The sequence below is a fragment of the Clostridium putrefaciens genome, from assembly GCF_900461105.1.
GTDB classification, from domain to species: domain Bacteria; phylum Bacillota; class Clostridia; order Clostridiales; family Clostridiaceae; genus Clostridium_L; species Clostridium_L putrefaciens.
Map to the genome: position 1 here is coordinate 1,934,715 of NZ_UFWZ01000001.1, position 19,983 is coordinate 1,954,697.

The 19,983-nt window shown below is 30.1% G+C and carries 20 protein-coding genes; 1 reads left to right on the plus strand and 19 read right to left on the minus strand.

Annotation, left to right across the window (positions count from 1 at the left end):
• Positions 1-22 precede the first annotated feature (22 nt).
• The 17 genes from yqfD to gpr form a co-directional block, all read right to left on the minus strand.
• Entirely contained in the window at positions 23-1,147 is a 1,125-nt protein-coding gene (gene yqfD, locus DY168_RS08540) for a sporulation protein YqfD (RefSeq protein ID WP_172556307.1), read from the minus strand.
• Positions 1,140-1,424, minus strand: a complete 285-nt coding sequence (yqfC, locus tag DY168_RS08545; protein WP_115641392.1) for a sporulation protein YqfC — start codon at positions 1,422-1,424, stop codon at positions 1,140-1,142. Before yqfC ends, yqfD begins: the two co-directional genes overlap by 8 nt.
• Positions 1,425-1,594: 170 nt before the next feature.
• Complete coding sequence (locus DY168_RS08550) at positions 1,595-2,044, minus strand: GatB/YqeY domain-containing protein (RefSeq protein WP_115641393.1); 450 nt, start codon at positions 2,042-2,044, stop codon at positions 1,595-1,597.
• A 25-nt stretch (positions 2,045-2,069) separates the two neighbouring features.
• Entirely contained in the window at positions 2,070-2,246 is a 177-nt protein-coding gene (gene rpsU, locus DY168_RS08555; protein WP_115641394.1) for a 30S ribosomal protein S21, read from the minus strand.
• 118 nt (positions 2,247-2,364) lie between these two features.
• Positions 2,365-2,709: a histidine triad nucleotide-binding protein gene (locus tag DY168_RS08560; protein WP_115641395.1), complete on the minus strand. Its 345-nt coding sequence runs from the start codon at positions 2,707-2,709 to the stop codon at positions 2,365-2,367.
• 11 nt (positions 2,710-2,720) lie between these two features.
• Complete coding sequence (gene mtaB / locus DY168_RS08565; protein ID WP_115641396.1) at positions 2,721-4,028, minus strand: tRNA (N(6)-L-threonylcarbamoyladenosine(37)-C(2))-methylthiotransferase MtaB; 1,308 nt, start codon at positions 4,026-4,028, stop codon at positions 2,721-2,723.
• Positions 4,028-4,777: a 16S rRNA (uracil(1498)-N(3))-methyltransferase gene (locus DY168_RS08570; RefSeq protein ID WP_115641397.1), complete on the minus strand. Its 750-nt coding sequence runs from the start codon at positions 4,775-4,777 to the stop codon at positions 4,028-4,030. Before DY168_RS08570 ends, mtaB begins: the two co-directional genes overlap by 1 nt.
• Before the next feature lie 12 nt (positions 4,778-4,789).
• Positions 4,790-5,731, minus strand: a complete 942-nt coding sequence (prmA, locus tag DY168_RS08575; protein ID WP_115642451.1) for a 50S ribosomal protein L11 methyltransferase — start codon at positions 5,729-5,731, stop codon at positions 4,790-4,792.
• A 258-nt stretch (positions 5,732-5,989) separates the two neighbouring features.
• Complete coding sequence (gene dnaJ / locus DY168_RS08580; protein WP_115641398.1) at positions 5,990-7,105, minus strand: molecular chaperone DnaJ; 1,116 nt, start codon at positions 7,103-7,105, stop codon at positions 5,990-5,992.
• A gap of 100 nt (positions 7,106-7,205) precedes the next feature.
• Positions 7,206-9,056, minus strand: coding sequence for a molecular chaperone DnaK (gene dnaK / locus DY168_RS08585; protein WP_115641399.1), 1,851 nt, complete (start codon positions 9,054-9,056; stop codon positions 7,206-7,208).
• A gap of 36 nt (positions 9,057-9,092) precedes the next feature.
• Positions 9,093-9,692: a nucleotide exchange factor GrpE gene (gene grpE, locus DY168_RS08590; protein ID WP_115641400.1), complete on the minus strand. Its 600-nt coding sequence runs from the start codon at positions 9,690-9,692 to the stop codon at positions 9,093-9,095.
• A gap of 36 nt (positions 9,693-9,728) precedes the next feature.
• A complete protein-coding gene (gene hrcA, locus DY168_RS08595; protein ID WP_115641401.1) occupies positions 9,729-10,763 on the minus strand; it encodes a heat-inducible transcriptional repressor HrcA in 1,035 nt (344 codons plus the stop codon).
• Positions 10,764-10,951: 188 nt separating this feature from the next.
• Positions 10,952-12,079, minus strand: coding sequence for a radical SAM family heme chaperone HemW (gene hemW / locus DY168_RS08600; protein WP_115641402.1), 1,128 nt, complete (start codon positions 12,077-12,079; stop codon positions 10,952-10,954).
• Between the two features lie 34 nt (positions 12,080-12,113).
• Positions 12,114-13,922: a translation elongation factor 4 gene (lepA, locus tag DY168_RS08605; RefSeq protein ID WP_115642452.1), complete on the minus strand. Its 1,809-nt coding sequence runs from the start codon at positions 13,920-13,922 to the stop codon at positions 12,114-12,116.
• A gap of 112 nt (positions 13,923-14,034) precedes the next feature.
• Positions 14,035-14,382, minus strand: coding sequence for a hypothetical protein (locus DY168_RS08610; RefSeq protein ID WP_115641403.1), 348 nt, complete (start codon positions 14,380-14,382; stop codon positions 14,035-14,037).
• 125 nt (positions 14,383-14,507) lie between these two features.
• Positions 14,508-15,608: a stage II sporulation protein P gene (locus tag DY168_RS08615; protein ID WP_242984086.1), complete on the minus strand. Its 1,101-nt coding sequence runs from the start codon at positions 15,606-15,608 to the stop codon at positions 14,508-14,510.
• Positions 15,609-15,664: 56 nt separating this feature from the next.
• Positions 15,665-16,642, minus strand: a complete 978-nt coding sequence (gpr, locus tag DY168_RS08620; protein ID WP_115641404.1) for a GPR endopeptidase — start codon at positions 16,640-16,642, stop codon at positions 15,665-15,667.
• 177 nt (positions 16,643-16,819) lie between these two features.
• On the opposite strand from gpr, the gene rpsT reads away from it, so the two are divergent.
• Positions 16,820-17,086, plus strand: a complete 267-nt coding sequence (gene rpsT, locus DY168_RS08625; RefSeq protein WP_115641405.1) for a 30S ribosomal protein S20 — start codon at positions 16,820-16,822, stop codon at positions 17,084-17,086.
• A 70-nt stretch (positions 17,087-17,156) separates the two neighbouring features.
• Here the strand turns inward: rpsT and holA are convergent, their stop codons facing one another.
• Together holA and DY168_RS08635 are read right to left on the minus strand one after the other, a co-directional pair.
• A complete protein-coding gene (gene holA / locus DY168_RS08630; protein ID WP_115641406.1) occupies positions 17,157-18,173 on the minus strand; it encodes a DNA polymerase III subunit delta in 1,017 nt (338 codons plus the stop codon).
• Positions 18,174-18,216: 43 nt separating this feature from the next.
• The gene (locus DY168_RS08635) at positions 18,217-19,962 is read right to left on the minus strand and encodes a ComEC/Rec2 family competence protein (RefSeq protein ID WP_172556308.1); all 1,746 of its coding nucleotides are present in this window, start codon (positions 19,960-19,962) and stop codon (positions 18,217-18,219) included.
• Between the last annotated feature and the right edge of the window lie 21 nt (positions 19,963-19,983).

The following is a 19,983-nucleotide window of genomic DNA, read 5'->3' on the forward strand; positions in this document are numbered from 1 at the left end:
CTTTTTATAAAGTGTACTAAACCTACTTTAAAGATATGTTTTGCTCCACTATAAAAATTACATTTAAATTTAAGGCATCTTCTATTTTTTCTTTGTTTATTATACTATCTAGTATTTTACAATCTATCGGAAGCTCTTTAATAAGTTGTTCTTTCAGTTCTTCTGTAGATTGTTTTATAACCTGATTTTCATCTTTCTCAAAATTAATCTCTTTTAACTCATAGTATATAACCTTTTTAATAAACTTTCCACTATCTTCAATACTTTTGTAATTCTTATACTCATTGTTATATTTTTTTAAGTATAACTTTTTACCATATATATATATATATCTTTCTTCTTTCATATTTCCAGTAGGTTCTTTTAAGGTTCCTTTTAATTTAATGCTTTTATTAAATTCATAAAAGGTTTTAGCAATTACATCCCCTTCTGCTTTAGTAATATAGGTGGCTCCTTCCTTCCCCTGTTCAGCATTTATTAATATATCTCCTTTCTTTACCAAATCTCCAGGCTTTACAATGGCTGTTCCTGAAACTGTGTATACTCTTATTACTTCTCCATCCATTTTTGAAATTATGTTATTTATACTATTATCTTCTTCAATAATTGGAGGAGACTTCCTTTCAGCAACCTTTATTTTCATTTTAGAACCCTCTACCCTTGCCCTTATCCACATTATATCCTCTCTCTTTTTCATTTCTTCTTCTATTCTAGCAACACTTGTATCCTTTTTTTTAATTCCAGGCCTAACACCTAAATCCATTAAATATTTCCTTACCTCATAGGGTGATAAATATTTTTCTGTCTCTATTTCAATAGACCATATAAATGTGGACATATAATATATTAATACTAAAAATAGCACACTTCCTGCAGCAAAGCTTAAGTATCTTTTAACCTTCATAATAATGAAATGCATTCCACTTCTACTTGTTATTCTTATTTTTGAATTAGTTGCCTTCGCTGACTCTTCTAAATGTTTATAATCTCTTATACTAATATAAAATCTTACAGTGCTAATATTTACTTTTCTTACATTCTTTATAATTACCCCCTTATTCCAAAGAAGATTTATTATCCTTTCTGGTATTAAACATTGAACTTCCACCTCTATTGTTCCCTTATAATTATTTGAAGCTTTACTCATTGCCCTCATACACCACCGATTTAAATACTCCTTTTAAACTAAAAGTCTTTCCACCTAAAAACAAAACCTCAAAATTACTACCATATATGGTTATAGCCCCTATTTTAGAATTAATTTTAACCTTATTCTCATCAAAAATAATTATACCCTTATGATTTTCTATATTTATATCTCTATTACCTGTAATAGTTATCATAGGCAAATCCAAAATTATTTCTCTTGGGAGTTCCAGTTTTTCTGATAAACCTTCTTTTATTATGTCTATTTTATTATCCATATTTGTCACCTCAAATTATTTCTTTCATAATAATTTATGAGACTTTATTTAAGTTAATACCACTTATATGAATAATCTAAAGTAAACTTAGAATCTTTAATTGTATAAATAAGCAAAAAATAAAAGGATTCACTATTTTTGTGAATCCTTTGTATTTCTTATCATACTTTTTATTTACTATTTAAATATTCTTTAACAACTGAACTAACATATTTAGCATCGGCTCTCCCAACAACTTTAGGTCTAAGCTCCGCCATAAGTTTGCCCATATCTTTCATGCTATTTGCCTCTACCTTTGAAGCCGCCTCTTTAACTAATGAAAATACTTCTTCGTCGCTTAACTGCTGAGGAAGGTAACTTAACAAAATCTCAATTTCGGCCTTAGCTTCATCTACAAGATCCTGTCTTTTTCCTTTTTCGAACTCAAACATAGCTTCTTTTCTTTGCTTGATTTCTTTAGCCAAAATCTCAATAACTTGCTTATCCTCAAGCTCAACACCATCAGTTTTTTCAACTAAAAGTATTGAAGACCTAGCCATGCTTATAGTGCTAGCCTTTAGTTTTTCTTTAGCTTTTAAAGCTTGTTTCCAGTCTTCTTGAAGTTGTTTTTTTATTGGCATTATTGTACCTTCTTTCAAAGAAACTCTATTTGAATTTTCTCTTTCTCGCAGCTTCTGATTTGTTCTTCTTCTTTACACTTGGCTTTTCATAATGTTCTCTTTTCCTAACTTCTGAAAGCACTCCTGACCTAGCACATTTCTTTTTAAATCTTCTTAATGCACTGTCTAATGTTTCGTTTTCTCCAACCTTAATTTCTGACATATATTTTCCCTCCCTCCGCTAGCTAAAATTTTATATGATAGCTTCAAAGGCTTAAATAGCACACGCTCTATTATACAGTAATATTAGTACAATTGTCAACAATTTCATATGATTTTTTTTAACCCGGAGGCCAAGTTAAATCTCGGCCTCCTAGCATATGAAAATGCAAATGTTCCACAGTTTGTCCTCCCTGTTTTCCGCAGTTATTAACAACTCTATAGCCACTTTCATCTATGTTTAATATCTTTGCTATCTTTGCTACACTTATGAATAAATTAGAAATACTACTAGAATTTTCTTCACTTATTTCATTAGTGCTTTTTATATGCATCTTAGGTATTATTAGTACATGGATGGGAGCTTCTGGATTTAAGTCTTTAAATGCATATACTTTGTCATCTTCATAAACCTTTTCTGATGGTATATCACCTTTTACTATCTTACAAAATATGCAATCTTCCACTTTATCACCTCCTAACCTTTTATTACTCCTTCAGCATAATCATTTTCTACATCCTTTATAATAGTTTCTACTACCTTGCCTATAATATTATCATGGCTACACTTAGATCTTACCTTTATGTAGTTTTCTGCATAACCTTCATATATTCCATCTTCTTTTAAAACCTCTTGTTCATATAAAACTTTAAAAGTCTTTCCAATGAACTTATTCATAAATTCTTTTTCATTTATTAAATTAAGTTCTATTAATTTATGGCTTCTTTCATCTTTTATATTCCCATCTATTTGATTTTTCATATTTTCTGCTTTAGTGCCTTTTCTTGGGCTAAATTTAAAAACGTGAGTCTTTGATAACTTTATTTCTTTTAAAAATTCATAGGTCTTTTCAAACTCTTCGTTAGATTCACCTGGAAATCCCACTATAACATCCGTAGTTATTGATACATCACCATAAGCTTCCCTTAACTTTTCTACAATATCTTTATAATCTTTTGATGTGTATTTCCTATTCATTCTTTCTAATGTTTCATCACATCCGCTTTGGAGTGAAAGATGGAAATGATGACAAAGTTTCTTTAATCCTTTTATCTTTCTTAATACATCATCCGTAAAAAATGTGGGGTCTATAGAGCCTATCCTCACCCTTTCAATTCCAGGTATTTCTTCTATTAAGCACAGTATATCAACTAATGTTACATTTCCTTCTAAGTCAACTCCATAAGATGCAGTATGTATACCTGATAATATCACTTCTTTAAATCCATGTTTAGACAAATTTTTTATTTCTTCAATCACCTTTTCTGGATCTTTACTGCATACTCCACCTCTAGCATATGGTATTAAACAATAAGAACAAAATCTATTACATCCATCTTGTATTTTAATAAAAGCTCTTGTCCTGTCTTGATATTCTTCAATATTTAAATCTTCAAACTTATGATTTTTAAGAACCTCTCCAACCTTTATAATTTGTTTATTTTCATCCCTTGCTCTATTAACGAAATAAACTATATCACCTTTATTTCTTGTTCCCAAAACTACATTTACGCCTTCTATTAAAGAAACTTCTGTACTAGATATTTGAGCATAACAACCAACTACTGCTATTATAGCCTCAGGATTTTCTCTTCTAGCTCTTCCTATTATTTGCCTTGATTTTTTGTCACCCATGTTAGTTACCGTACATGTATTTATAACATATACGTCTGAGAACCTCTCAAAGTCTACTACCTCATATCCCTCTCTTATAAACTTTTCTGCCATAGCTTCAGATTCATATTGATTAACTCTGCAGCCTAAAGTAGAAAATGCAACTTTCATCAATTAACTCCTCCTAAATCCCCTAATTCATACTGAACTAAAGTTGTTGCAGTAAATCCTGCAGTTTCAGTTCTTAATATTCTAGGTCCTAAGGTAATTATTTTAGCCCCTACATCTTTTAACATTTTAATTTCTTTTTTCTCAAATCCACCTTCAGGTCCTATTATTATAGCTACTGTTTTAATATTACTTTTATCTAAAGATATTACCATTTGTCTTATGGTAACCTCTGTTTCGTCTTCATATGGAACTATAACTAAATCGAACCTTTGTAAACTTTCCATAACTTCAGCTAAAGATATAGGTTCTCTTATCTTAGGTATCAAAGTTCGCTTACTCTGTTTTGAAGCTTCTAATGCTATTCTTTGAAGCCTATCTATTTTCTTAAACTCACCCTTTAATTTAACATCCACTCTTGATGTTAATATGGGAGTAATCTCCTTAATTCCAAGTTCTGTATTCTTCTGAACTATTAAATCCATTTTCGTAGCCTTTGGCAGCCCCTGGAATAAGTGAATCTCTATTGGGCTTTCATTATTTATATCTAACTTTTCTAAAAGTTTAACCTTTACTAAGGTCTTATCTATGCTAGATATTTCCCCTAGATACTCACAACCATGACCATTGTTTATTATTATCTTTTCAAAAACCTCAAGTCTTAGAACCTTATATATATGTTTTACATCTTCTCCACGTATTAAGGCTTCTTCTAAAGATATATCTTCTAGTGCTAGGAAAAACTTATGCATAATATTCTCTCCTTATTTAGCTTTGGCTATTATACAATTCCATTCGCCATCTTTATTTATCTTAATAATTTCAAAGTTTTCTTTCTTTAACTTATCTATTACCATATCGCATCTATCATGAATTATTCCTGAGGTAATAAATAAACCACCTTCTTTTAGCACCTTTTTTATATCTTCAGTTAAAAGACATATTATTTCGGCTATTATATTAGCAACAACTATATCTGCTTTTCCCTCGACTACATCTATAAGATTACCCTCAAGTATAGTTATATTATTAATATTATTAAATTTAATATTTTCTCTTGCTGAGTCTACTGCTACAGGATCTAAATCAACACCTACAACACTTTTAGCACCTACCTTAGATGCTGCAATAGCAAGAATACCAGAACCTGTTCCTATATCAAATACTGTCATATCTTTTCTTACATAGCTTTCCATAGCCTCAACACACATTCTTGTAGTTTCATGGGTTCCTGTACCGAATGCCATTCCGGGGTCTAATTCTATTATAATTTCATCATTAGACTTTTTATAATCTTCCCATATAGGTTTAATTACTATGTTTGAACCTATCTTTGTAGGCTTATAGTACTTCTTCCAATTATTGGCCCAATCTTCTTCTTTTACTTTAGAGTAAATTACTTTACCTTCTCCTACATCTATTCCAAAGCTTTTAAGATCAATTATCTTTTTCTTTATATCTTCTACAATAGATTCCATTTCCTCTTCTACGCTAAAATACCCTGTAACTACTGCAGCTTCGCCCTTATATTCTAATATATTAATATCGGCAAAATCCCATGTTAAAGCCCCTTGCTTTCTTTTTAATATATCATTTGGGTCCTCTATTGCAACCCCTTTTACATCTAAACTATAAAAAATGCCTGAAATAGGCTCTATTGCTTCACTTTTTGTTATAACCTTTACTTCTAACCAAGTACCTTGCATATTATCCAATCCTTCCTAATGTTCTCCTTATTAGTTACACATATCTTGCAATAAAAGTTCCTTATTGCTTCTATATATTCTACACTTTAGACCTTTATATGTCTACTTAATTTACCTATTTTGTACAACATCTATCCTTACAGTAAAATAGAAAGTGTCAATTAATAAAATTATATTACATATAGTTTACTAATTGACACTTAAATAAAGTTAGTTCTTCAAAATTGAAAAACTAACTTTTAATTTTATTAACATTATTTATTTTTTGAATATCTTGCCCATAAACCCTGGTTTCTTTTCATCTTCCATACTTTCGCCACTAGCCTCTGCAAAAGATTTTAAAATTTCTTTTTGCTTTTCATCCATATGTTTTGGAATATCAACTATTACATTTATATATTGATCTCCTCTAAGATGACTATTTATCTTAGGTACACCTTTTCCTTTTAATCTAAACATAGTACCTGGTTGAGTTCCTGCTGGCACTGTATATACAACATCTCCATCTACTGTAGGAACCTTAATATCAATACCTAAAGCAGCTTTAACCATGCTTATATGGCTATCCATATAAATATCAAAGCCTTTTCTTATAAATGTAGAATGCTTCCCAACCCTTATGTTAATATATAAATCCCCTGGAGGCCCACCATTAGCACCATGATTTCCCTGTCCTCTTAAAGGCATAACATTACCATCATCTACACCTGCTGGTATATTTATAGATATCTTTCTTTCTTTTTTTGTTTTTCCTGCCCCATGACAAGTATTACATGGTTCTTTTATTATACTACCTGTACCACCACATTTATCACAAGTGGAGGATGAAACAAAACTTCCAAGTGGAGTATTTCTTTGAGTTTTAACTTGACCTGTTCCTCTGCATTTGTCACAGGTAGCTTTAGATGTACCTGTCTTCGCTCCTGTACCACTACAGCTTTCACAAGACTCACTTCTTAATATTCTTATTTCCTTTTCCACTCCAAAAACTGCCTCTTCAAAAGTAAGGTTCATTCTATATTCTAAGTCTTCTCCCTTTTCAGGACCATTTCTTCTTTTTCTAGAACCACCTCCAAAGAAAGAACTAAATATATCTCCTATGTCGTCAAATCCACCCGAAAAATCATAATCTCCAAAGCCGCCACCACCATTGAAATCAGTAGTGCCAAATCTATCATATTGAGCCTTCTTATCAGCATCACTTAATACCTGATAAGCCTCATTGATTTCTTTAAATGTTTCTTCAGCTTCCTTATTCCCTTGATTTTTATCTGGGTGGTACTTAACTGCCAATTTTCTAAAAGCGCTTTTTATTTCAGCGTCACTGGCCCCTTTTTCAAGACCTAATAATTCATAATAGTCTTTTTTAGCCATTAGTCTTTCACCACCTAATCTTGAATTTAAACTTAATATAAGGGAAGTGCCTTAGCCTTCCCTATATATTATATATTCATAATAATGATTTTTGCTAGTATTATTTTTCGTCATCAACCTTAAAGTCTGCATCAACTACGTTGTCATCCTTTGGTCCTTCACTAGTTCCATTACCATTCATATCCATGTTGTTTGGATCAAATCCAGCATCTTCTGGGTTTTCTTGATATAACTTAGCAGATACAGCATAGAATTCTTGAGTTAATTCTTCTGTTGCCTTTTTAATAGCCTCTATATCTTCTGCATCTTTAATAGCTTTTAATGCTTCTAACTTTTCATTTACCTTTGCTTTATCTTCTTCTGATACTTTTTCTCCAAGTTCAGTTAAAGTTTTTTCTGTCTGATATACTAATTGGTCCGCATTATTTTTAACTTCGATAGATTCTTTTCTCTTTTTATCTTCTTCTGCAAATTTCTCAGCTTCTTTTACAGCCTTATCTATTTCATCATCATTTAAATTTGTTGATGCTGTTATAGTTATCTTAGCTTCTTTTCCAGTTCCTTTGTCCTTTGCAGAAACATTTACTATTCCGTTAGCATCTATATCAAAGGTTACCTCTATTTGTGGTACTCCTCTTGGAGCTGCAGCTATTCCTGAAAGGGTTACTCTTCCAAGAGTCTTATTATCTGTAGCCATTTGTCTTTCACCTTGAACTATGTGTATTTCAACAGAAGTTTGACCATCTGCTGCTGTAGAGAATACTTGACTCTTCCTAGTTGGAATTGTAGTATTTCTTTCAATTAAAGGTGTTGCTATTCCGCCTAAAGTTTCTATTCCAAGTGTTAAAGGTGATACGTCTAATAATAGAACGTCCTTAACATCTCCAGTTAAAACACCTGCTTGGATTGCTGCACCTAATGCAACGCACTCATCTGGGTTAACTCCCTTAGATGGATCTTTTCCTGTGAATTCTTTAACTGCATCTTGAACTGCAGGAGTTCTAGTAGATCCTCCTACTAATATTATTTTATCTATTTCATTTATTGATAAGCCCGCATCTTGTAAAGATTTTCTCATAGGTTCTATAGTTCTTTGAACTAAATCATGAGTAAGTTCATTAAACTTAGCTCTTGTAAGATTCATCTCTATGTGCTTTGGACCTGTAGCATCAGCTGTTATAAATGGTAGATTAATGCTTGTTTGCATTGAGGATGATAATTCAATTTTAGCTTTTTCAGCTGCTTCTTTTAATCTTTGGTGAGCCATTTTATCTTGTCTTAGGTCTATTCCATTTTCCGATTTAAAGTTATCCGCTATATAATCAACTAATTTATCATCAAAGTCATCTCCACCTAAACGAGTATCTCCGTTTGTAGATTTAACTTCAAAAACTCCATCTCCAAGTTCAAGTATTGATACGTCAAAAGTACCACCACCAAGGTCATAAACTAATACCTTTTGGCTCTTTTCTGTCTTATCTATACCATATGCTAAAGAAGCTGCTGTAGGTTCATTTATTATTCTTAAAACTTCAAGCCCTGCTATCTTTCCAGCATCTTTTGTTGCTTGTCTTTGGCTATCGTTAAAGTAAGCTGGAACAGTTATTACTGCTTGAGTTACTTTTTCTCCTAAATAAGCTTCTGCATCAGTTTTTATCTTTTGAAGTACCATTGCTGATATTTCTTGTGGAGTATAATCTTTTGAATCTATTGTAACTTTATAATTACTTCCCATATGTCTTTTTATAGATGCGATAGTTCTTTCTGGATTAGTTATTGATTGTCTCTTTGCTACTTGACCTACCAATCTTTCACCATCTGCTTGAAATGAAACTACTGAAGGTATTGTTCTTGCTCCTTCTGAGCTTGATATAACTACTGCTTCTCCACCTTCCATAACTGCCACACATGAATTTGTTGTTCCTAAATCAATTCCTATTACTTTTCCCATTTAAATTCCTCCTTAAATATATATGAAATTTACAGTTTAATTGGCAACTTTAACCACACTGTATCTTATAACCTTATCACCTTTTTTGTATCCCTTTTGGAACACTTCAATAATTTCTTTTTCTCCTAAACTTTCATCAACCACATGCATTACTGCCTCATGCATATTAGGATCAAAGCCACTATTAGTATCTATTTCTTCTATTTGCAACTTTTCTAAAGCTTCTTTAAACTGTTTTAAGGTAATCTCTACTCCTTTTTTTATATCCTCTACACTTCCATCTGTAAGCGCAGCTCTTTCAAGATTATCTAATACAGGTAAGATATTTTTTAACACATCTTCACAAGCATATCCATAAATACTTTCTTTTTCTTTTGTTGTTCTTTTTCTATAATTTTCATATTCAGCTGTAACTCTAAGAAGTCTTTCTTGTAATTCAATATTCTCTTCTTTCGTCTTTAAAGCTTCATCCTTATATTTAGAAAATTCCTTAAGATCTACTGTATTATTGCATTCTTCTTTTTCTAAGACCTCTGCTTCGCTTACCACGCTAGATTCTTCTTTAACATTTTCACCTTCTAAAATAATATTTTCTACTTTTTCTTCTGGATTCAAATCACTTTTGTTCTTATCCATAGCTATGAAGCACACCTCATCTCTAATATATTTTTATTATGATTCCTCTTCAAGTTTTTTTAAGCTGTCATTAAGTCCTTTCATAACTTTGGACATAATAGACACAACTTTTGAATAAGGAATTCGAGTGGGCCCTATAAGACCGATTGTTCCGATAGGCTTGTTTCCCACAGAATATACTGCTGATATTACACTACAATCTTTAGCTTGCTTTAAATAATTTTCTTCACCTATTTTTATAGTAAGCTTATTTGTTGTATCTAGAAGTTCTTGCATATAACCTTTATTATCAAGCAAAGAAAGAAATTCCTTAGCTTTATCTATATCATTATACTCAGGGTAATTGAATATATTCGTAGCTCCTTCAAGATAAACCTTTGAGTACTCTTCATCAGTAAGCGCATCTATAAGGATTGGTATAACACCATTTATAATATCTTCATATCCTTTAAGTTGTACTTTAATATCTTTTATAACCTGACTATCCACATTTTGTATAGGTAAGTTTTTAAATCTTTCATTTAAAACACTGCTTATCTTATGAAGATTGTCTTGGCTTGGAATGTTGTTTGCTTTAAGAATATTATTCTTTATGATACCTGTATAAGTTATTATAACCACAAGTATATTACTACTATCAATACTTATAAGCTGCACAGATTTTAACTGGCTCTTTTTTACAGAAGGTGTATTTAATATGCAAGTTAAATTTGTAAGTTCTGACAACATATGAGTAGTTCCTTTTAATAGTTTATCTATCTCGTATATTGCCATACCAAGTACATGTGATTTTATCTTCATCTCTTCTTCTAGTGTCAGTCTTTCAACTATCATAAGTTTATCTACATAAAGTCGATATCCTTTATCTGAAGGCTTTCTTCCAGAGGAGGTATGAAGTTGTTCTAAATATCCCATATCTTCTAAATCAGCCATTTCATTTCTTATGGTAGCCGAGCTTATGCCTAAGTCATACTTTTTAGCTATGGTTCTGGATCCAACTGGTTCCGCTGTAATAATGTAATCATTAATTATAGCTTCAAGAATCTTTATTTTTCTATCATCCACATCCATGCTTTCACCTCTTTTATTAGCACTCACTCTTGTTGAGTGCTAATTGCTACGCTTTTAAAATAACATTTCAAGTTTTTTTTGTCAACATCATATTCTCGTCATAATGGTAACTTATTATGCTATAATATGCTTTTGCCACTATAAACTTTCATTTACTCATTATTGCTCCATTATACACCTTGATTTATTTAATCTATCAAAAAATCAGCTAATACATAATTAGATAATTGTATACCCTCACCTGTAAATCTCAAATATCCATCTTCTCTTTTTAAAAGTTTTGCATCTATATGTTTGTTAATTATATTCTTGTAATAACTATCTATATCTTTATCAAATCTAGTTAAAAACTCTTTTTCTTCTATACCCTTAGTTTTCCTAAGTCCCATAAACATGAATTCTTCAATATCTTCTTTAATTAAATTTTTATGTTTTTCTTTATAAGTTTCTTTATTTGTATTTATTTTTTGTATATATTCTTCTATACCTTCAACATTTTTATATCTAGTACTTTCAATATATGATGCTGATGATGACCCAACTCCAATATATTCATCCATATTCCAATAAACTAAATTATGTTTGCATTCTCTACCCTCTTTTGAAAAGTTTGAAATCTCATATTGGTTATAGCCAAAATCTTTTAATATAGATAAAAGACTTTCATACATACCTCTTTCGATATCTTCTTCTGGTAAATTTAATGTACCTTTATTATTAAAATCATAAAACTTTGTTTCTTCTTCCAATATAAGACTATAAGCTGAAATATGCTCTGGATTTAATTTCGCAACCTTAATTAAAGATTCTTTCCATATTTCAGAAGTTTGATTTGGAAGTGCAAACATTAAATCTATGTTTATATTTTCAAATCCTATAGATCTTGCAAGCTCATAATTTTTTAAAAATTCGTCTACATTATGTATTCTTCCAATCTCTTTTAATAATGAGTCATCGTAAGCTTGTAAACCAATGCTTAACCTATTAACCCCCATATCTTTTAACAGTTCTAATTTCCCTTTATCTAATGTTCCTGGATTACATTCTACGGTAAATTCCGCATTTGGTGTTAAATTCAATTTTCTTATATGTGTTTTTAACTCCTCTAACATTTTTAAAGACAAATAGGTGGGAGTACCCCCACCTATAAATATAGTCTTTATATTACAATTTAAAACTTTAGCATCAATTTCCTCACCTAAAGCTTTAATATAACTTTCCATTAGATTATCCTTACCGCAAAATGATGGAAAATCACAATACCAACATTTACTTTTACAAAATGGTATATGTATATATAATGATATATCCCTCATAATTACCTCCTAATTGCTTGTCAGTGACTTTTATCTAATCTACTTTTAGCACAGCCATAAACGCTTCTTGAGGAATCTCTACAGATCCTACTTGACGCATTCTTTTCTTACCCTCTTTTTGCTTTTCTAAAAGTTTTTTCTTTCTGCTTATATCTCCACCATAACATTTTGCTAAAACATCTTTTCTCATAGCCTTTACTGTCTCTCTTGCTATTATCTTACTACCTACAGACGCCTGTATAGGTATCTCAAATAATTGCCTTGGTATTATTTCCTTTAGTTTTTCTGCTATAGATCTGCCTTTAGCATAAGCTCTTGAATCTGGAACAATCATAGATAAAGCATCTACTATTTCTCCATTTAATAATATATCTAACTTCACTAGATTAGTCCTATTATATCCTTTAAGTTCATAATCTAAGGATGCATAGCCTCTAGTTTTTGATTTTAGTGCATCAAAGAAGTCATATATTATCTCATTTAGTGGTATGTTATAGTTCAAAACTACCCTTGTAGTTTCTATATATTGCATATCTATAAAGTCTCCCCTTCTAGATTGGCATAATTCCATAATAGATCCTACGTAATCTGTAGGAGATATTATAGATGCCTTAACTATAGGTTCCTCCATATGTTCTATTTCAGTTGGATTCGGTAAATTTGCTGGATTTGTTATTTCAAGTAGTGTTCCATCTGTCTTTAGTATTTTATATATTACAGAAGGAGCTGTAGTTATAATATCTAAATTAAATTCCCTCTCTACTCTTTCTTGTAATATTTCCATATGAAGAAGTCCTAAAAATCCACATCTAAATCCAAATCCTAAGGCTGCAGAAGTTTCTGGCTCAAAGGATAATGCAGCATCATTTATTTGTAATCTTTCTAGCGCTTCTTTTAATTCACCATACTTTGCACCATCCACAGGATATATACCACTAAACACCATAGGAATAGCAGGTCTATAGCCCTCTAAGGCTTCTGACGCTGGTCTAGTTGCTTCTGTTATTGTATCTCCAACTCTTGCATCTCTAACATTTTTTATCGCTCCTGTTATATATCCAACATCCCCTGCCTTTAACTCGCCAGTTGGTAAATAACTTGGAGAGAAAACACCAACTTCAGTAACTTCATAAACCTTCTTTGTTGCCATAAGCTTAATTTTAGTTCCAACTCTAACCGTTCCTTCCATAACTCTTATGTAGCAAACTACACCCTTATAACTATCATAGGAAGAATCAAAGATAAGAGCTTTAAGAGAATCATCTTCATCTCCTGTAGGTGCTGGAATCTTTTCTATTATAGCCTCTAGTACATCAACTATATTAAGCCCTGATTTTGCAGATATTAAAGGAGCATCTGAAGCTTCAATTCCTATTACATCCTCAATCTCTTTTCTAATTTCTTCAGGCCTTGCACTTGGAAGGTCTATTTTATTTATAACAGGAACTATTTCTAAATTATGATCTAATGCTAAATAGCAATTAGCCAAGGTTTGAGCTTGTATACCTTGAGTTGCATCCACTACAAGAATTGCTCCTTCACAGGCAGCAAGACTTCTTGAAACCTCATAATTAAAATCTACATGACCAGGAGTATCTATTAGATTTAACATATACTCTTTACCATCTTTTTCTCTTTTATATATGAGTCTTGCTGCTTGGGATTTAATTGTTATCCCTCTTTCTCTTTCTAGATCCATCTTATCTAAAATTTGACTTTCCATTTCTCTTTTAGCAAGAGTTCCAGTCTCCTCTAAAAGTCTATCTGCAAGAGTAGACTTGCCGTGATCTATATGAGCTACTATGGAAAAATTTCTTATATGTTTTTGTCTTTCACTTTGCATATTCATCAACCCATCTTTCTAGCAATAATGCTGTAGACAGTAGTCTTCACCACTATGAATTTAAATCAAAGTAAATTATATCATAATATATCTCTATTATGTATATAAAAGATTATTTCCTTATAGAATTAATCTTTATTTTTATATTACTTATGATTTTATCCATTGAATAGTGAAATACTTCTTTGTTTATAACTATATCAAACTTTGGCAATAAAATCTTTATATCTAGAGGTTTTTTATTATAAAATATTTTTATAGGAGCATTATCAACTATATTATATAAATTTAAGTATTCTTCTTTTATAGCTCCATCCTTATATAATTTATCATTTACGCTCATTGTTTCTATATATTCATCTTTAGTTCTATTGCATTGAATATTTATCTTTATAAAACCTGAAACCACTATAAATAAACATGCTATAGATACAATTTTATACATAACTTTACTTTTCAAAAAGAGCACTCCTTACAATTACTTTTTATATTTAACATAATATTTTTATGATGTTAAATTCAATAACCTTTTTATAAGGATGCTCTTATTCATTAAATTTTATTCATAATATAACAACTTATATGTTACTCCTTTCCATTTAAATACTCTGCAATAAGCCTTGCGGTATATTTAGCTGAACCTGTAGCTTCTTCTATTTTGTTTATTCTAGCTCCAACCTCTATAAGTATTGCATTATTACTTAAATCTTGATTAAAATATCTAGTTCCCACATTATAATTTATACGTTGCCTTATAAACCCTGGAAAAAGTTCATTTGCATTACCTATCATATTTTCTACTATAGCATTATTCTTATCAAAATGTGGATTCTTCTCTGTCATTACAAACATTATTTTTGTTACATCCTCACCATTTAAGTTCACAGTTACACTACTCTTACTTTTTACTGAATCTCTATGAAGATCAATTATGAGTTTAAAATCTCCATATTTATTTAAATACTGTGTAAGAGTTTCTCTAGATCGCGAATAACTTTGAGTATAGGTAGTATTATGAACTGTCTTATCATGAATGACGGATATTCCATAGTTTTCTTCTAATTCTCTAGCTATTTCGTTACCTACAGCGCAGACATTTTCATTTTCATTCATACTATCATTTGAATTGCTTTCTACATCTGTTGTATAACGCTCAGATGTATGTGTATGGTATATCAAAACCTCAGGCTTAGATGAATTCAGTGTCTTTTTAAGACTAGGATTATAGGCTTTTAAGGATGCTAGATTAGACCCTTTTCCTTTTTGCATCTCTTTTTCAGAAACTTTTGAAACGCTAGTATCACCTAGCTTAAAAGAACTTATTTCTTTGTTTATATTAATAGCCTCTTTACTATTCTCTGATTTTAACATTGAAAAATATTTAATTTCCTTTGATATAATATTTATAGGATCTTTTCGATTAATACCTAAAACATCTAAAACCTTATCCTTTAAAGAAAAATTCCCTTCCACTAAGTCCTCTGAGTCAAAGGATAATTCCTTTACTAATGGCATCCCTTTATTTAGAATTTGAACATAGATCATATTCCCCTTTTTCTCGTTATAACTAAGCCCTTGTATGGTCTTAGTTAGTACTATCATGGATATAATTAAAAATAAAATCATGGGTATTAGTATATAAACCTTTTGGATTTTCTCTTTTACATTTGTATAATAACATTTCATCTTAAATTCCCCCCCATATAACTTATTTATATGAGTGGCTTTTTAAAATTATAGCTTTAATTCATAAATTGATTTATATCCTCTAAATCTAATGAAGGTTGAAGCGCAAGATTTATACCATTAGAGATTACCCTAGATACTGAATCAACTATTATATCTACTTCTTTAGGAGTTACTATTAGGTCACCTCCCTTTGAACTTAGTAGCTCTTCAATAAGTCTCCCCTTTTCATTTTTATCTATAGACTTTAACATATTATAAAACTCTCCACCTTTAGTAGCTTCTTTTATCATTTCATCTAATACGAGGTCTATACTATCATTAGCAATTGTTGCAGCATCAACTACGGTTGGAACTCCTATAGCTATAACTTTCACACCTAAGGTTTCCACATTCAAAGCCTTTCTATGATTTTTAAGCCCTGATCCGGGAGAAATACCCGTGTCACTTATTTGAATAGTTCTATTAACCCTCTCTAATCTCCTTGAAGCTAATGCGTCTACACAAATTATAAGATCTGGTTTTGTCTTGTCTACAACACCCTTAACAATTTCTACTGTTTCTATTCCTGTAAGCCCTAGTACCCCTGGAGATAAAGCACTAACCGGAGCTATATTTTCATCTATTTTATCTGGTATTAATTCTTTTAGATGCCTTGTAACCATAATTTTAGAAATAACCCTTGGTCCTAATGCATCTGGCGTTACATTCCAATTACCAAGGCCTATAACTAGCGTGTTCTTATGCTTATCTTTATTAATAATTTTTGATAAGCTATCAGCCATTACTTCACTAACCCTATTCATGGTTTCTCCATCATAATAAGTAAACTCCGGCATATCAATAGTTATATAATCTCCAATTGGCCTTCCCATGTCTTTTTCGCCTTCTTCATTAGTTATTGAAACTTTAGTGACTTTTATATCTTCATAAGGAATATCCTCTTTTACAATTACTCCCTCTGGGTCCTTATTATGAGCACTACTATACATTTCTCTTGCTTCTACCGCAAGATCTGTTCTTATTTCAAACATTAAATCACACTCCTAGTTATTTTTAAACCTATATAAATATTATTCTATTAATAAATGGGAATTATACTTGAATTCTTAAAATTTTAATGCTATAATATCACTTGTTAAATATGAAACTCGAAAGCAGATTTCCCCACGACTGCAGAGGCCATATTATGATAAAGGTGGTGAAAGTTAATGGCAAATATAAAATCTTCAATTAAGAGAATAAAAACTACAGAAGTTAAAACTTTAAGAAATAAAATGGTTAAATCTTCACTAAAGACAACTATAAAGAAGTTTGATGCTGCAGTTATAGAAAAAAATGTAGAACAAGCAACTTCAACATACAAAGAAGTAGTTAAAGCTTTAGACATGGCTGTTTCAAAGGGAGTAATACATAAAAATATGTCTTCCAGGAAAAAGTCAAGATTAGCATCAAGATTAAACAGTTTATTAGCATAGTAAGTAAACCGGTAGAAATACCGGTTATTTATTTTCTCTTATTTAGTTAATTTTTTTATTTTCTCTTCTGTCACATTACTGTATTTATTATTAGTAATTCTAATTCCGTCTTTTTATTTAAACTTACCGTTTTTAAATTTCTTTCACTATTTATACAAAGTTCCATGCACCTTTTTAGTTGTTTAAAACTAAACTTTTCACTTTGATGCATCATCTTATCACATATATATATATTTAATTTAAGCTCACGAGATAAAATCTCTTTACTCTTTCCTTTTGACATACCAAGTTTTATGTTAAATAAAATTTTAAATTGCCTTTCTATCATAGAAAGAATATAATTTTCTTTTTCTCCTCTAAAAATCAGTTCATTTAATATATTAGTAGCCTTCTCTGGTCTCTTTTGAGATAAAAAGTCCACCATATTAAATATATCCTTCTCACTCTTTTGAGAAAACAAATCCAAAATATCTTGTTTTATTATATTCCTTCCATCTGTGTAACTTATCAACTTATCAACTTCGTTATTTATTATCCTCATATTATTGTCTACATTATCAACAAAAAATCTAAGTTCAATCTTACCTATAGGCTTTCCCTTTTGAATAAATATATCCTCTACCTTTTTATATAACTTTTCTCCTTTAAGTTTGTCTACCTTTACAACTGCTATATCGCCTTTAATTCTATTAACCTCAGGTGTTATTTTATCCCTCTGTTCTTTAAACACATAATATAATATAAGAATACAATAATCAGGAAGTGTATCTATGTATTTAGATATCTTTTTAAAAGTTTGCTCCCCTTTTTTATCTTTCTCCCAACTTAAAAATTCTGCCCTATAAACTTCAACCACCTTCTTTTCAGACATAAAAGGTAATGTTTCTGTGGCATTTTCAATAACTTCAAATCCTTCTTTTATACCGTCTATTCTTAATAGATTCAGCTCTAAAAAACTAGGATCTACTGTGTTTTTTATTATGATGGAGACTATGTCCTGAATAAGTGCTTCATCCTCGCCATAAAATATGTAACATTTTTTGAACCTTTTACTTTTTATATCTTTTTCTAAAGAAATAACATCCATATAAAAATCTCTCCCTACTAAATATATACACCCTAAAATAATCTTATCTTAGGTTATATATATTAAAATCTGTAATTATAACACTATTTGTTTCATAAGTTCTACTAAACCCAACTTGTTTTTTAGGTTTTAAAAGTATTATATCATAATTTTTATTACCTCTATAGTTCATAAATTTTAAAAAGTTATTCTCTTCTCTTTGTGATAAGGTTATACTTACTTGTTTTTTGCCATTCCCAATATTGATTATTTCTACATCGGTGTTATTTTTATCTTTAATACTAAACTTTAGTGGATATGTTCCAATACGTTTTACTTCATCTATATTATATCCTTTAATCAAATCTTCCCCTACCTTATTGGAATTTGTTAAAAGCACATTTCTTTTTTTATAACTTATTATATAAGCCTCCTTTCCTAAAACATCTAGCACTTTGATCTCTGTATAAGGCTTATAGTATTCAAATATTATTAGGGTACATAAAAACAAAGGTAGATATATGTATTTCTTATTACCCTTTTTAACTAACAAATAACATATATAAATCGCTATGACTATACAACCTTCTAAATAAGTTAAATAGCTTGTTTTTGGTGATATACTATGTAAAATGTATATCCCACCATTTAAAATCTGCATTAAAATATCAACAAAGTATTTTATATATTTAATTAAAAATGTATTTAAAAGTATAGCTGCACTGTTCCCTAATATAATTAATAAAGTAAATATAGGTACTAAAAATAAGTTTCCTACTAAAAATCCTAGATTAAAACTTTCAAAGGCAAATATCATATATGGAAAGGTAAATATCTGTGCGCTCATAGTTATGCTAATAGATTCTCTCAAAAACGAAGGTAACTTATATAATTTATTATTAATGACCTTTTGAAATAATACTATTCCTAAAGTAGCTAAGAACGATAAACAAAACCCTACATCCATTAGGTAGTATGGTTTTATACTAAGTAGTATTATGCCAGCTAAAGCTAAGGCAGAAACCCCATCATAATTCCTATATAATTTAAAAGAAGCCTTAGACACAAATATCATAATAAATGCCCTCCAAGTTGAAGATTTGCCCCCTGTAAATACTCCATAAAAAAAGGTTATAATTAAAGCTATATTTCCTCCTAAAATAGTAGAAACAAGTTTATACACTAAAGCTATATGGAATCCTGAAACACTTATTACATGAATTACTCCCAAAGATTTCAATTTTTCTTTAGTTTCAATATCAATAGACGAATTATCTCCAAAACATAAATTACTTAATAAAACTCCATCATCCACTCCAAATATAGATTGAAACTCTTCATCTAAAAAAGATCTATATCCTATTATTTTTGAATATAAATCTTCTTTTCTTTCTATTTCATACTTCAATGAAAATTGACCAATTATGCCTTTATCATATTGTATATCTTCTTTAAAATTCCCTTTAGCATATATTACATCTCCTATATTCCCTCCTTTTAAATCTTTTATATAAACCCTTTTATCATTTATGTTTCCTATAGTTTTATATCCCTTTTTATTGCATATCCTTATTTTCACCACATTATTATCCTTTGGTAAGTTAACGTTAAAGTAACTGTAGGTATTATAAAAAGAAAATATGACTATAATTATATTTATAAAAACCTCTTTGTAACTTATACCCTTAACAAGTATTAAAATAAAAAGTAGCACAAATGAAAAAGCTAAAAGAGCACTAAAAGAATAAAGTATAAAAATTATAATTCCTAAAATAAAAGATACAAAAAAATAGATTAATGGTTTATTCAAAATAACACTCCTTAAAGTTAG